This is a genomic window from Rhodoferax sp. GW821-FHT07F03, from assembly GCF_059418745.1.
Genome location: NZ_JBWKQM010000003.1, coordinates 154,679 through 169,693, shown reverse-complemented (window position 1 = coordinate 169,693; position 15,015 = coordinate 154,679). Strand labels below are relative to the sequence as shown.

The window sequence follows — 15,015 nt, the reverse complement described above, 5'->3', positions numbered from 1 at the left end:
CGCTGCAACCTGGGCCGTCGTCAAGGCAACGATCTGGCTGGTCTTCAGCGCCGCTACATCCACTGTCTCTATCGCAACGATCTGGTTGGTGCTCAGAGCGGCAATGTCTGCCGCGCTCAGCGAGGACACTTGGGCTGTCGTCAGAGCCACGACTTGGTTGGTCGTCAGAGCGGCCGCCTGGGTGGTGGTCAGCGCGGCAATGCCGGCCGTGCTGACGGCCTGGATCTGGTTGGTGGTCAGGGCAGCCACGCTGTTGGTGCTCAGCGCCGCAATCTGGCTGGTCTTCAGCGCAGCCACGTCCACCGTCTCTATCGCCACGATCTGGTTGGTCGTCAGCGCCGCCACGTCAGCGGTGGTCACCGCCGCGATTTGGCCGGTGGTCAACGCCACGATCTGGTTGGTCGTCAAGGCCGCTGCCTGCGCCGTTGTCAACGCTGCGATCTGGTTGGTACCCAGCGCCGCGATGTCCACTGTCTCGATCGCCACCACTTGGTTGGTCGTGAGGGCCGCAACGTCCGTGCCCAGCGCTACCACTTGGGCCGTGGTCAGGGCCACGACCTGGTTGGTCGTCAAGGCCACAACTTGGCTGGTGGTCAGCGCCGCAATACCGGCCGTGGTCACGGCCTGGATCTGGTTGGTGGTCAGCGCTGCCACGCTGTTGGTGCTCAGTGCCGCGATCTGGTTGGTCTTCAGGGCCGCAACGTCCACGGTCTCGATCGCCACAACCTGGTTGGTCGTCAGCGCGGCCAGCTCCGTGGTCGTCAGCGAGGACACCTGGCCGGTGGTCAAGGCCACGATCTGGTTGGTCGTCAGCGCCACCACTTGTGCGGTGTTCAGTGCAACCAGGTCTGCCGTGGTCACGGCCTGGATCTGGTTGGTGGTCAGCGCTGCCACGCTGTTGGTGCTCAGTGCCGCAACCTGGCTGGTCTTCAAGGCGGCTATGTCAGCCGTCTCGATCGCCGCAACCTGGTTGGTCGTCAGCGCGGCTATCGCCGCTGTCGTCAACGACGATACCTGGCCAGTGGTCAAGGCGACGATCTGGTTGGTCGTCAGCGCTGCAACCTGGGCCGTCGTCAAGGCAACGATCTGGCTGGTCTTCAGCGCCGCTACATCCACTGTCTCTATCGCAACTGCCTGCGACGTAGTCAAGACCGCCACATTCGTAGAGGTTAAAGCAGGGACCTGGGCTGTCGTCAAAGCGACTACTTGGTTGGTCGTCAACGCCACCGTTTGACCGGTGGTCAAAGCAGCGATTCCGGCCGTGGTCACGGCCTGGATCTGGTTGGTGGTCAACGCGGCAATGCTGTTGGTGCTCAGCGCCGCAATTTGGCTCGTTTTTAGCGCAGCCACATCCACCGTCTCAATCGCAACCACTTGGTTGGTCGTCAGCGCGGCAACACTGCTTGTTGTCAACGAGGACACTTGACCCGTAGTCAAGGCGACAATCTGATTAGTGGTCAACGCGACCACTTGTGCCGTGTTCAAGGCAGCCACACCCGCTGTAGTTACAGCTTGCACCTGATTAGTCGTCAACGCGGCAACGCTGTTAGTGCTCAACGCAACGATCTGACTGGTCTTCAGTGCAGCAATGTCCGCCGTCTCAATCGCCACAACCTGATTCGTGGTAAGTGCTGCCACACTGGACGTCGTCAGGGAAGATACCTGGCTGGTCGTCAACGCAACAATCTGATTGGTCGTCAGCGCGGTAACTTGCGATGTATTCAGGGCTACGATCTGGCCGGTACCCAATGCAGCAATATCGACAGTTTCAATCGCGGCGACCTGGTTAGTCGTTAATGCGGCAATACCCGAGGTGGTCAATGATGCAACCTGGCCTGTCGTCAACGCTACGATCTGATTGGTCGTCAAAGATGACACTTGACCGGTCGTCAGCGCCACGATCTGGCTGGTCTTGAGCGCAGCAAGATCGACGGTCTCAATGGCTACAACCTGGTTGGTAGTCAAAGCCGCAACTTGCCCTGTACTCAGTGAAGTTACTTGACCTGTCGTCAAGGCGACCACTTGGTTGGTGGTCAATGCAACCACCTGCGCCGTGCTCAAGGCAGCCACACTTGCGGTGCTTACAGCCTGGATTTGATTGGTCGTCAGTGCAGCAACGCTATTCGTGCTCAATGCAGCGATCTGGCTGGTCTTCAGAGCAGCAATGTCCACTGTCTCTATCGCTACGATCTGATTCGTCGTGAGAGCAGCAACCCCGGTCGTTGTCAACGAGGATACTTGGCCAGTCGTCAAAGCAACGACCTGATTGGTGGTCAAGGCAACAACCTGAGCGGTACTCAAGGCGGCTATGCCCGACGTAGCTACGGCCTGGATCTGGTTGGTCGTCAGCGCAGCAACGCTGTTGGTGCTCAACGCAGCGATCTGAGCCGTCTTCAGAACTGCAACGTCGGCCGTTTCGATCGCCACGACCTGATTGGTCGTGAGCGCCGCAACGCTAGAAGTGGTCAGGGAAGACACTTGGCCAGTCGTCAAAGCCACGATCTGGTTGGTGGTCAGCGCCGTTACTTGGCTTGTGGTCAGTGCCGCAATGCTGGCCGTGGTCACTGCCTGGATCTGATTGGTAGTCAGCGCCACCACTGCCGCAGTAGTCAACGCGGCAATTTGGGACGTCTTCAGAGCAGCGATGTCAATCGTTTCGATTGCCGCCACCTGGGTCGTCGTCAAGGCCGCGATATCTGCAGTCGTCAACACCGAAATCTGAGAAGTTTTCAACGCCACGATCTGGTCGGTCGTAAGGGCTCCGACTTGTGCCGTGGTTAGCGCAACGATGTCACTGGTTCCCAGCGATTGGATCTGGAACGTCGTTAAGGCTGCAATTTGCGCCGTGGTTAGACCAGTAACAATACTCATTTTTCAACCCTTCGACACCGGGATGTCAGCACAATGATTTTGAAGAGTGGCACCCCAACCAAGCGCCCACCCCGTCTCTCAAGCAACTCAACCAGGTGTTTTCAGGCCCTAAAAGCCATGGAACACAAGTTGCGCTTTGACACATATCTTTTCTTTTCGACATGTTTCCTGGCAACTTTAGCCCGGGTTGAATAAAAAAATTTAACCTTTGGAAACATAAAAATAGCCAGCCAAAGACAAAAAACTTGGTGGTTACCCTCTCGGCGAGCCCGCCTCACGCCGAACTTCACGATTCGCAACATTATGTAACTTTACGATACAGAAATGCAATTTGATATGCCTCGTTTTGTGTGCTCTTTTGCACGCCGTTGGCCTTCTTGAGCCTGGGCCGGACTCAATTGCGACTCTGAACGCTTCTGATTTGCAAGCGCAGCAGCATCCCCACCAGACGCCGCGACCACGAACCATTTGTGGGCCTCTATCGGGTCCGCAGCAACCCCCTCACCGATTGCATACAAAAGCCCCAGCCGAGATTGCGCACTAGGTACGCCTTGCTGCGCTGCCTCATGCAACCAGTAAAACGCCTGCTCGGCATTTTTTTCCACACCCTCACCCTTGCTGTACATCAACGCCAGGTTGTACTGGGCTTCGGGATCTTGCTGCTCTGCTGCCTTACTCCACCAGAGCACTGCCTGCTCAGGCTTCTTGGTCAACGCATACAGCACACCCAAGGTCGACTGCGCCGCCGCAAAGCCCTGGTCCGCCGCCTTTTGACACCAAATAAAAGCTTGCCGCAGGTTGCGTTTGACTTCGCCCCCGCCGCTGGCATACAAGGAACCCAGATTCCATTGCGCCTTAGCATCCCCCTGTTCAGCCGCTTTCTGGTACCAGGAAAAAGCCAGTTCAAAGTCTTTTTCAGCGCCAAGCCCCTTTAGATACATGCTGCCCAATGCGCACTGGGCCTGCGCATGGCCTTGCTCCGCGGACCGCCTGCACCAGAAAAACGCCTTATGCACATCCTGCTCAACCCCCTTGCCGGATGCATATTGCTGTCCCAGCTGGAACTGGGCTTCGGCATAGCCTTGCTCCGCAACCCGCTTAAAACAGGCGGCAGCCACATGCTCCAAACCATTGCTGAACAAACTACCCAAGGTCAACAATGCATGTGCGTGTCCGGCCTGCGCTGCCTGGGTGTACCAGGAGACGCCAGCAAAAAAATCTTGTTCTACGTCCTGCCCGGAAGAATAGCGACGCCCCAGGGCAAACTGCGCCTCCGTATCGCCATGCTCGGCGGCCTTGTGGTACCAGGGCAGGGCCTGCTTGTCCTCGTTGTGTTCATACAGCTTAGCCAGCGCCAATTGCGCGCGAACATCGTCCTGTCTTGCGGCGGAGAGATACCACACCTCAGCCTGCCCCAGATCTTTCTGTATGCCAAGGCCCAGGTCATACATCAGCCCCAGGTGGTACTGCACATTGGCATCGCCAGCCTCCGCCGCCTCTACCCACTGGCCGCCCGCTTGCCTGCGCTCCGGCCCAGGAGGTTTGGGCCGCCCTCGACCACGCGTTTTGGTACGGCCCAGGCCATTGGCATCCAAGTATTCCAGCGCAACTTGTGCAACAGGAGAGCTTTGCTGAACCGCACGGCGGTACCAAAACAGCGCCGCCTCCATATCCTGGGAACCATCCGTGGCGCTGGCCAACAGATCTGCCAGCGCGCACTGGGCAGACGCCAGCCCTTGCTCGGCCGCCAGGCCATGCCAGTACGCCGCCTGTTTTTCATCTTTCCTGGTTCCCCTGCCGGAAGCGAACTGCACACCCAGTGCGTATTGGGCTTCCGCCAGACCCTGCTCTGCGGCCCTGGCCATGCTTTGGTGCGATAGCTCCTGGGAGCCTGCCGCATACAGTCTGGCCAAGCGGTAAAGGGCTTTGGCGTGCCCTTGCTCACCCGCCTTTTGAAACCAGACCGCCGCCTTGTAGTTGTCCTGGCCTATACCCACTCCGCTGGCATAACGGGTTGCCAGCAGATATTGCGCCGCCGCATAGCCGCGCTCTGACGACTGCATGATCCAGTGGATGGCCTGCTCAAAATCCTGCTCCACCCCAATGCCATTGGCATACATCAGTCCTACTTCGTACTGCGCCTCCCGCAGTCCGAACCGTGCAGACTTGAGCGTGTTGATGAAAGTACGCTTCTCATAGGCAGGGCTTCTCAGCGCCATACGCCTCCACGCCCTGGGTGCAAATAGATCGAGAACCTCATGCCGCAGCTCCACCGCCCAGGGCTTTGTACAACTGGGCCGCCGACTCCAACTGCTGGCGGCGCACCAGTGCAGTCGCCTGCTGCGCCGCGACAATATCGCGTTGCGCATCCAGCACCTCCAAATACCCGACCACGCCAGCATTGAAGCGGGCTTCAGCGATATGAAGCCTCTGACTCTGGGCTTTCATATTGGCCAGGGAGGCCTGCAGTTGCCGAGACAGGGCGGCACGGGCCGATAGCAGATCGGCCACCTCACGAAACGCTTGTTGTATGGTCTTTTCATACTCCGCCACCGCAATCACCTTGCGCGCCTGCGCTATATCCAGGCCTGCAGCCGTACGCCCGCCGTCAAAAATGGGCAACGACATCAAGGGCTGAAACGCCCAAGCCCCGCCGCTGAACAGGCTGAACAGCCCCTGGCTGGCCACCCCCAGACTCGCCGTCAGCGTAATCTTGGGCAGAAATGCCGCTCTCGCTGCGTCGATGTTCGCATGGGCCGCCAGCAACCGTTGTTCGGCCGACATCACGTCGGGCCGCAGCAACAACACGTCCGCCGGCAAACCTGGAGCCAGCGCGGTGTCCAGGCCCTGTGTTTGCAGCGACCCCGTTTCCGGCAAGGGGTCCACCACCTTGCCCAACAGCAGATTCAGGCGGTTTGCCGCCAGCGTGTGCTGGTGCTCTATCTCCGCCAATGAGGAACGCGTAGTCTGCACCACGCCCTCGGCTTGCTGGAAGACGTAGTCATCCATACTCCCCAGGTCTTTGCCTTTGGAGATCAAAGCCAGGGATTGTTCGCGCAAATCCAGCGTAGAGCGCGTCAGCTCCATCAACTCTTTGGTATGCAAAAGCATGAAATACGATGTCGCGATATCGGAGATCAAAGACAGCTGCACCGCCCGCTGCGCCTCCTCGGTGGCCAAATAGCTGGTCCGGGCCGCTTCGGACAGATTCGCCAACCGCCCCCAAAAGTCCAATTCATAAGACACGCTGGACAGAGACAGGTCAAAACGCCGCCCATTCGCCTTTACACCGTCACCGGTCAACTCGGCTGGCGTACGGGTGTCATTACCCGACCCCAGCAAATTCACCGTGGGCAACTGGTCTGCCTTGACAACGCCGTACTGCGCGCGGGCTTCTGCCACTCGCGCGGCAGCAATGCGTAAATCGCGGTTGTTCTGTAGCGCCGTCTCTATCAGAGCCTGTAACTCGGGGTCCGAAAAGAATGCACGCCAATGCGTCTTGGCTGCCGCATGCGGGCTGTCATCGCCGGTCGCCCCGGGCCAGGCGTTGGGCACGGGCAAGGTCGGCCGGTGGAATTCCGACGTTTGCGAGCATGCCGCCAAAAGTGCGGCAGCAAACAATAGGGTGACCCTGAACATGGTGGCAATACGCGTGGGAGTCGCTGGAAGTTTCCAGATTATTACGGCAGCTTGGGCCGTCGTTACGGGCGAAGTGAACCTCAAAACAGGTGCATTTGCCAGGAGTCAAGTCTCGATTTGCCCCTAAGGTACTATGATTTTTAATTGGTATTTGAGGGCTGCATGGAATGACGATGGAAGAGAAATTTGCGTCTGCGGTTTTACGCGCCTGGAAACGTGAACTGACGTTTCCGGAGCTGATAGATTGCACCTCGCAGCTGGAGGCACAGAAACACGCACCCCTTGCCATCGTGCTCTACCAAACCTGGCTCAGCCGCAACGACTCGCCCTACGCCCATGCAGTCAACTTCAATCTGGGCGTGTCGCTGTCCAACGAAAACGACCTGCCCGGCGCACAAGCCGCCTACCAGCGGGCCATTGAACTCGCCCCACCCTTCGTGCCACCCCGCTTGAACCTGGGCATGCTATTGGAGCGCATGGGCCAGGTGGACAAGGCCTTGCTGGAATGGCGCTGGGTGGCGCAGAACGTGCCGCCCAGCTCCACCGACAACCGTCCCTACCTCATCATGGCGCTGAACAACCTGGGGCGGGTGCTGGACACCCAGAAGCAATTCCAGGAGGCTATGCAGTTCCTGGAGCGCAGCCTGGAGCTCGACCCGAACCAGCCAGACGCAGTACACCACTGGGTGCATCTACGCCAGAAGCAATGCCTGTGGCCGGTCTATGCCCCGCTGAAAGGCATAAGCACTGCCCTCATGCAGGAATCGACCTCCACCCTGGCCATGCTGAGCGTGACCGACGACCCGGTGGTTCAGCTGCAGGCCGCGCGCCGCTTCGTCAGCAAAAAGGTCATATCCGACGTACCCAAGCTGGCGCCCAGCACCCGCTACGGCCACGGCAAGCTGCGTATTGCCTACGTATCTTCAGACTTTTGCATGCACCCCGTGTCACTGCTCACCGCCGAGCTGTTCGAGCTGCACGACCGCACCCATTTCGAGGTCTATGGCTTCTGCTGGAGCCCAGAAGACGGCTCGGCCATGCGCCAGCGGGTGATCAGCGCCATGGACCACTTCATCCGCATAGACAAGCTCAGCGACGAAGCCGCTGCCCAGCTGATACGCAGCCATGAAATCGACATCCTGGTAGACCTGCAGGGCCAGACATCCGGCGCACGGGCCAATATGCTGGCCTACCGCCCGGCGCCCATACAAGTTACCTACCTGGGCTTGCCAGCAAGCACCGGCCTGCCGTCCATAGACTATGTGATTGCCGACCGTTTCCTGATCCCGGAAAACATCGCCCCGTACTACTCGGAAAAGCCGCTGTACATGCCGGACGTCTACCAGGTCAGCGACCGCAAGCGCGGCGTCGGCCCGCTGCCCAGCCGCGAGGCCTGCGGCCTGCCCGCACAGGGCTTTGTGTTTTGCTCGCTGAACAACAATTACAAATACACACCCGAGGTGTTCGATACCTGGATGCGCATCCTGCAGCGCACGCCCGGCAGCCTGCTGTGGCTGCTATCGGACAACCCCTGGGCCGAGGCCAATCTACGGCGTGAAGCGCAGGCCCGGGGCATCGCGCCGGACCGGCTGTACTTTGCCCCCCGCGTCTCCCCCGAAAACTACCTGGCACGCTACACCGTGGCGGATCTGTTTTTAGACACCTTTCCGTTCAACGCTGGCACTACGGCCAATGACGCGCTGTGGATGGGCCTGCCAGTGCTGACCTACTGCGGCCGCGCCTTTGCCTCGCGCATGGCTGGCGCACTACTGACCGCCGCCAAGCTGGAACAGTTGGTCACTTACAACCTGCAGGATTACGAAGAAAAGGCGGTCGCGCTGGCCAAAAGTCCCGAGGCCTGCGCCGCCCTGCGCACGCATTTGCAAGGCGAGCGCGAACACGGCGTGCTGTTCGACACTGCACTGTTCACCCGCAATCTGGAAGCCCGGTTCCAGCAGCTCTGCGCCGCGCTGTAACCGGGAAAGAGATTCAGCGCAGCCGGTTCAGCAAACCGGCGGTAGAGCTGTCCAGCCCCGCCACGTCGCCCGACTGCAGCCGGGGCTCGATGTCCTTGGCAAGCACCTTGCCCAGCTCCACGCCCCACTGGTCGAAACTGTTGATGCCCCACAGCGCGCCGCTGACGAACACACGATGCTCCTGCAGCACAATCAGCGCGCCAAAGCTGGCCGGGGTCAGGTCGTCCAGCAGCAAGAAGGTGCTGGGCCGGTTGCCCGGGAAGTTGCGGTGGCCGCCGGCATCTTCCTTGCCCACCATCAAGGCCTGTGCCTGCGCAACCACATTGGCAAGCAAGGTGCTGTGGTGGCCCGGCAGGCTGTGGCGCGGTTTTTTCACGGCGACAAATTCGACCGGCACCACATCCGTGCCCTGGTGCAACATCTGGAAGTAAGCATGCTGACCATTGGTGCCAGGCTCGCCCCACAGCACTGGGCAGGTATCGAACGGCAGCTTGCGGCCCTGCTGGTCAACCTGCTTGCCGTTGCTCTCCATCTCCAGCTGCTGCAGATAGGCCGGCAGACGGCGCAGCGCACTATGGTACGGCGCGATACTGCGGCTGGTAAAGCCGTGAAAGTTGCGATACCACACGTCCAGCAAACCCAGGCGTATGGGTAGGTTTTGCTCCATGGGGGCGGTGCGGAAATGTTCGTCCATGGCCTGTGCACCGGCCAGAAAGTCGCGGAAATTGCCCGCACCAATGGCGATGGCGATCGGCAGTCCGATCGCCGACCACATGGAATAGCGGCCGCCCACCCAGTCCCAGAAGCCAAAGGTGGTGCTGATGCCAAAGCTGTTGGCCGCCGTCACATTGGTGGTCAACGCTGCGAAGTGGCGCGCCGTGTCGGTCCCGCCCTGCGCCTCGAACCAGGCCTTGGCCGAACGGGCGTTGGTCATGGTCTCGGTGGTGGTGAAGGTCTTGGAGGCGATGAGAAACAGCGTGCTCTCCACCTTCAAACGGGGCAGCAGCGCGGCCAGTTCGTGGCCATCCACGTTGGACACAAAATGCATGCGCTTGGTCGGCGTGGCAAACGCATCCAGTGCCAGCGTGGCCATCAGCGGGCCCAGGTCGGAGCCGCCAATGCCGATGTTGACCACGTCGGTGATGGCCGTGTCGGCCCGCACTTTTTCGGCAAAGCCCAGCATAGCATCCAGCGTGGCATGCACCTCGGCTAGTTCATTTTTGATAGCAGCTGACGCAGATTCCCCCTGCGCCAGAGCACTTTTTCTTAATAAAAAATGCATCACCGCCCGGCCTTCGGTGGTGTTGATCTTTTCGCCCGCAAACATGGCGTCGCGGTACTGCTCCACCCCGCACTGGCGAGCCAGGTTGAACAGCAGGTTCTCCGTCACGGCGTCGATGCGGTTCTTCGACAGATCCGCAAACACATAGGGCGCGTCCTGGCTGAATGCCTCGAAGCGTTGCGGGTCGGCGGCAAATGCCTGGCGCAGGTCCAGCGCGGCACCAGACTTTTCAAACTGGGCCTGGAGCTGGGTCCAGGCGGGCACGGCGTCACAACGGGGGCGGTTCAATGCGTCCATGTCAGGGGCTTTCTAGGCTCAAGCGGCTTGCAGCAGTTGGTCAAGCTTGATGGCGTCGGCCACAAAACCGCGGATACCTTCGGCCAGCTTTTCGGTAGCCATGGCGTCCTGGTTCAGGGCGAAACGGAAAGCCGCCTCGTCCAGCTTAACTTCCTGCAGTTCCATAGCCTGGGCGGCTTTGACGTCCAGCGCGCGGCTCAACGGCGCATCTGCCTGGGCCAGTTGGGCCAGCAGGTCTGGGCTGATGGTCAGCAGGTCGCAACCGGCCAGCGCCGTAATCTGGCCGACGTTGCGGAAGCTCGCACCCATGACCTCGGTTTTGATACCGAAGTGCTTGTAGTAGTTGTAGATATTGCGCACCGAGATCACACCAGGGTCTTTGGCCTCAGCGTTGTCGGCCTCCACCCAGGCCGCGCCAGCTGTCTTCTTGTACCAGTCGTAAATGCGACCGACAAAGGGAGAGATCAGCTGCACCTTGGCCTGGCCGCAGGCCACGGCCTGGGCAAAGCTGAACAGCAGCGTGAGGTTGGTGCGGATACCGGCTTTTTCCAGCTCGGCTGCGGCCTGGATGCCCTCCCAGGTGGACGCGACCTTGATCAGGATACGTTCCTTGGCAATGCCCTCGGACGCATACATCTCGATCAGGCGCTTGCCGCGGGCCACGGTGGCGGCCGTATCGAAGCTCAGGCGCGCATCGACTTCGGTAGACACGCGGCCAGGCACGATGGACAGAATTTCGCAGCCAAAGCGCACGATCAGGCGGTCGGTGATCTCGTCCAGCGGGCGGCCACGGTACTTGGCCACGGCCTCGGCCAGCAGCGGCTGGTAGTCGGCCTTTTGCACTGCCTTGAGGATCAGCGATGGGTTGGTGGTGGCGTCGGTAGGCAGGAATACGCCGAGCTGCTTGAAGTCGCCGGTATCGGCCACCACGGTGGTGAACTGCTTGAGGGAATCGAGTTGGGACATAGGAGTGTGTTGCCGTTAAAGGTGAAATGCACGCGTACCGGCCAGGCATGCGCGTCGATTGCCAATGCCTGCGGATAACAGGCTCTATTCGCTGAACCAGCGGGCGCCGCAGCCGACGCCAACAGACGAATGGTACAAACAAAACCGTCCCTAGCTCCCACCAGGGGCATCTTTTAGGTTACGAAACCTTACCCACAAGGTCGGCAAGTACAGCCCCAGGCGGAGTAACAAGGTTACCAACCCAGCTTAGACCCCAGTTTATCTGCTGCACAACCGGGAAAGTACCAAGCTGCAACACCAGTAAAAGTATTTTTCAGCGCCGCATTTGCAGAAACATGAAACTAAGTTACATTGCGGAAATCATTTTGGATGCAACCCCATGAGCTTTGACCTAGTCCTTTTTGGCGGCACCGGCGACCTTGCCTGGCGCAAACTGATGCCCGCCCTGTTCCAGTCCTTCCGCCACGGCACCCTGCCCGAAGGCGGCCGCATCATTGGCGTAGGCCGCGACGACTTGAGCCACGCCCAGTACCGCGAGCTGATCCAGTCCCGTTTCAATAGCGTGGAAGGCGCCAAGCGCCCGAACGCCGAGGAGTTCGACCGCTTTGCCGCGCTGCTGGAATTCCAGCGCATGGATCTGTCCAAGCCCAACGACTACGCCACCCTGGCCCAAGTGCTGCATGACCGCAATGCCGACTCGGTGGTGATGTATGTCGCGACCGCGCCAGCCTTGTTCACCACCGTCTGCGAACAACTGGCCGCCGCCGGGCTGAACAGCGACAAGACCCGCATCGTGCTGGAAAAGCCGCTGGGCCACGACCTGGCCTCGAACCGCGCCATCAACGAAACCGTGGGCCGCTGCTTCAAGGAAAACCAGGTTTTCCGCATCGACCACTACCTGGGCAAACCTTCGGTGCAGAACCTGTTTGCCATGCGTTTTGGCAATGCCTTGTTCGAACCGCTGTGGAAGCGCGCGCACATCGCCAACATCCAGATCACCATTGCCGAAGACCTGGGCGTGGAAAAGCGCGGCGCCTTCTACGAGAACACCGGCGCCCTGCGCGACATGGTGCAAAACCACGCGCTGCAGCTGCTGTGCGCGATCGGCATGGAGCCGCCCATCAACTCTGGTGCCGACGCCATCCGTGATGAAAAGCTCAAGGTGCTGCGCTCGCTCAAGCCCTGGACGCCCGAAACCCTGTCGCAACATGTCATCCGCGGCCAATATGCCGCGGGCTCGGCAGGCGGCATGAACGTGCCGGGCTACCGCGAAGAAGTCGGCGTCAGCCCCGACAGCCAGACCGAAACCTTTGTCGCCCTGCGCACCGAGATCGCCAACTGGCGCTGGGCCGGCGTGCCCTTCTATATCCGCACCGGCAAGCGCCTGCATGGCCGTGATGCGCACATCGTGGTCAACTTCCAGCCCACGCCGCACCCGATCTTCAACGCCCCGGTGGGCGCCGCCAACCGCCTGGTGATCAATCTGCAACCCAAGGACGGGCTGGAGCTGCACCTGCTGGCTCAGGCCCAGGGCAACCGCAGCCGCGCCGCCAGCCAGTCGCTGGCGCCGGTACAGCTGGACCTGGACTTTGACAAACGTTTCGGCTCGGAGCGCGTGGGCGCCTACGAACGCCTGCTGCTGGACGTGCTGGATGGCCGCCTGAACCTGTTCGTCCGCAGCGACGAGCAGGAAGAAGCCTGGCGCTGGGTCGAGCCCATCATCGAACACTGGAAGAACGACGCCGCCGGCCCGCGCCCCTACAACGCCGGCACCTGGGGCCCCAGCGCCTCCAGCGCCATGATCGCACGCGACGGCTTCTGCTGGAGCGAAGAATCGTGATTCCCCCCCAGGCTTCGCGCACTCCCCTGGAATCGGCCCAAAGGGCCGAGGACGCAAGTCGCTTTCGCCAACCCCCTACAGGGGGCGATACCAGTGGTCCGGCAAAGCCGGTTCCACGGTATCTCACCTAAGGTCCGCCCCGACCGCCAACCTATGCTAGACAGAATCAGAGCCTCGTTGTCCTCTCTTGCCCCCGCCGAGCAGCGCGTGGGCAAGCTGGTGCTGACCGACCCACGCGCATTCGCCAACCTGCCGGTAAGCGAGCTGTCCGATCGGGCGCACGTCAGCAAGCCCACCGTGGTGCGGTTTTGCCGCAGCATGGGCTATGACGGGCTCAGCGACTTCAAGCTGAAGCTGGCCGGCAGCGTAAGCGAAGGCGTGCCCTTCATCCACCGCAGCGTGGACACAGACGACAAGACCAGCGACGTGATGGTCAAGGTCATCGACAACACCGTCGCCGCCTTTCTGAAGTACCGCAACGAAGCCAGTACCAGCGCATTGGAAAAGGCCGCCGAGATCCTGGCCGCCACCTACCAAACCGGTAGGCGCATAGAGTTCTACGGCGCGGGCAACTCTGGCATCGTGGCGCAGGACGCGCAGCACAAGTTCTTCCGCCTGGGCGTGAACGCCATCGCCTACAGCGACGGCCATATGCAGGTGATGAGCGCGTCCATGCTGGGCACGGGCGACTGCGTGGTGATCATCTCCAACTCGGGCCGCACCCGCGACCTGATGGACGCCTGCGACATCGCGCGCAAGAACGGCGCCACCACCATCGTCATCACTACCAGCGGCTCGCCGCTGGCATCGGCCGGCCACGTGCACCTGGCCGCCAACCACCCCGAAGGCTTCGAGCGCTACAGCCCCATGGTGTCACGCCTGCTGCACCTGATGATCATCGACATCCTGGCCACCTGCGTCGCCCTGCGCATAGGCAGCGAGCACCTGCAGCCCAAGCTGCAGGAGATCAAGAACAATCTGCGCAACAAACGCTATACCTAGCCTTTCAGAAATTTATAGGAAATCAGGCTCTAGCGCAGAATCTACCTGCGCGAGCAGCTACTGATTCAATAGCAAACCTGGCTGAACCTGCGGCGCTGGCAGACAGCCCAAGCCCTCCAAGGTGGCCTCCACCGCCGCGTCCAGCGCGGTATGCGGCTCGCGCCCCAGCGCCGCCACCAGCTTGGCATTGTCCAAGCGCACAGGCTGCTGCCACAGGTAGCGCATCTCTTGCAACTCGCGCAGCGTCACCACGAAGGGGGCGGCCAGCCGCATCAACCACCACGGGAAAGCCGCCACACGGGGAGTGGCACCACTGCGCCGGGCCACCACACGACAAATCACCTGGGCCATCTGGCTGCCATCTGCATCCCAGTGGCCGCCGAAATGGAAGCTGGCAAACGCGTCCAGGCTGTCTCGCCGTGCCAGCAAGGCAACCATGGTGCGGGCCACATCCGGCAGATACGCCCACTGGTGGCCCACGCCGACGCGGCCTGGGTTGCTGACGCTGCGCACCGCCCGCCCCGGCTTGACCAGCCCCTGGGCAAACCAGTTGTTACCGGCCTGCGGACCAAAGAAGTCGCCGGCCCGCACGACCAGCACCCGCGCACCCTGCTGGCTGGCGGCCTGCAAGCGCTGCTCCAGCGCCACCCGGATCGCGCCCTTGCGCGTCAGCGGCTGCTGGGGTGCGGTCTCGGCCAGCAGCGGAAACGTATCCGGCCCGTAGTTGTAGACCGTGCCGGGCAGCACGATGGTGGCGCGCTCAGCCTTGGCTGCGGCGATGGTGTTGTCCAGCATGGGCAGCACCAGTTCGACCCAACGGCGGTAGCCGGGTGGATTCACCGCATGCACGATGACGCTGCAGCCCTGGGCCGCGGCCAGCACATCGGCCTGCTGCATGGCGTCGCCACGCAGCCAGTGGATGCCGTCCTTTGTCTCGCCGGCCGCCGGCACGCTGCGCTGCATGGCGCGTACCGTCCAGCCGGCGTCGCGCAATTGGCGGGCCATTTCGCCGCCGATGCCACCGGTTGCGCCGAGGACCAAAACCGTCTGCTTGTTATCCATTAGATGCTCCAAAAAAGTAGGGATGGGGCGATTCTGGAAGCAGCGGCATTCAAATGGAATTGCCTAACACATACCAGCGG

Annotated in this window: 9 protein-coding genes; 3 read left to right on the top strand and 6 right to left on the bottom strand. The window is 61.1% G+C overall.

What is annotated here, in order from left to right:
- The 3 genes from AC07R0_RS05375 to AC07R0_RS05365 form a co-directional block, all read right to left on the bottom strand.
- A partial coding sequence (locus AC07R0_RS05375) for a beta strand repeat-containing protein (protein ID WP_495104082.1) occupies positions 1-2,871 on the bottom strand: 2,871 nt, incomplete at its 3' end.
- A gap of 311 nt (positions 2,872-3,182) precedes the next feature.
- Positions 3,183-5,090 carry an SEL1-like repeat protein gene (locus tag AC07R0_RS05370; RefSeq protein WP_495104081.1) on the bottom strand — a complete coding sequence of 636 codons (1,908 nt, stop codon included), beginning with the start codon at positions 5,088-5,090 and terminating at the stop codon, positions 3,183-3,185.
- A 37-nt stretch (positions 5,091-5,127) separates the two neighbouring features.
- Positions 5,128-6,510, bottom strand: coding sequence for an efflux transporter outer membrane subunit (locus AC07R0_RS05365; RefSeq protein ID WP_495104080.1), 1,383 nt, complete (start codon positions 6,508-6,510; stop codon positions 5,128-5,130).
- 173 nt (positions 6,511-6,683) lie between these two features.
- Between AC07R0_RS05365 and AC07R0_RS05360 the strand changes: the two genes are divergently transcribed.
- Positions 6,684-8,486 (top strand): O-linked N-acetylglucosamine transferase, SPINDLY family protein, encoded by a 1,803-nt coding sequence (locus AC07R0_RS05360; protein WP_495104079.1) that lies wholly within the window; start codon positions 6,684-6,686, stop codon positions 8,484-8,486.
- A gap of 13 nt (positions 8,487-8,499) precedes the next feature.
- On the opposite strand, the gene pgi is transcribed toward AC07R0_RS05360, so the two are convergent.
- Together pgi and tal are read right to left on the bottom strand one after the other, a co-directional pair.
- Positions 8,500-10,065 (bottom strand): glucose-6-phosphate isomerase, encoded by a 1,566-nt coding sequence (gene pgi, locus AC07R0_RS05355; protein WP_495104078.1) that lies wholly within the window; start codon positions 10,063-10,065, stop codon positions 8,500-8,502.
- Positions 10,066-10,083: 18 nt separating this feature from the next.
- The gene (gene tal / locus AC07R0_RS05350; RefSeq protein ID WP_495104077.1) at positions 10,084-11,031 is read right to left on the bottom strand and encodes a transaldolase; all 948 of its coding nucleotides are present in this window, start codon (positions 11,029-11,031) and stop codon (positions 10,084-10,086) included.
- 379 nt (positions 11,032-11,410) lie between these two features.
- On the opposite strand from tal, the gene zwf reads away from it, so the two are divergent.
- Both zwf and AC07R0_RS05340 read left to right on the top strand, forming a co-directional pair.
- A complete protein-coding gene (gene zwf / locus AC07R0_RS05345; protein WP_495097911.1) occupies positions 11,411-12,871 on the top strand; it encodes a glucose-6-phosphate dehydrogenase in 1,461 nt (486 codons plus the stop codon).
- A gap of 153 nt (positions 12,872-13,024) precedes the next feature.
- On the top strand, positions 13,025-13,873 hold the full coding sequence (locus AC07R0_RS05340) for a MurR/RpiR family transcriptional regulator (RefSeq protein WP_495104076.1): 849 nt from the start codon (positions 13,025-13,027) through the stop codon (positions 13,871-13,873).
- Between the two features lie 57 nt (positions 13,874-13,930).
- On the opposite strand, the gene AC07R0_RS05335 is transcribed toward AC07R0_RS05340, so the two are convergent.
- Positions 13,931-14,935 (bottom strand): NAD-dependent epimerase/dehydratase family protein, encoded by a 1,005-nt coding sequence (locus tag AC07R0_RS05335; RefSeq protein ID WP_495104075.1) that lies wholly within the window; start codon positions 14,933-14,935, stop codon positions 13,931-13,933.
- Between the last annotated feature and the right edge of the window lie 80 nt (positions 14,936-15,015).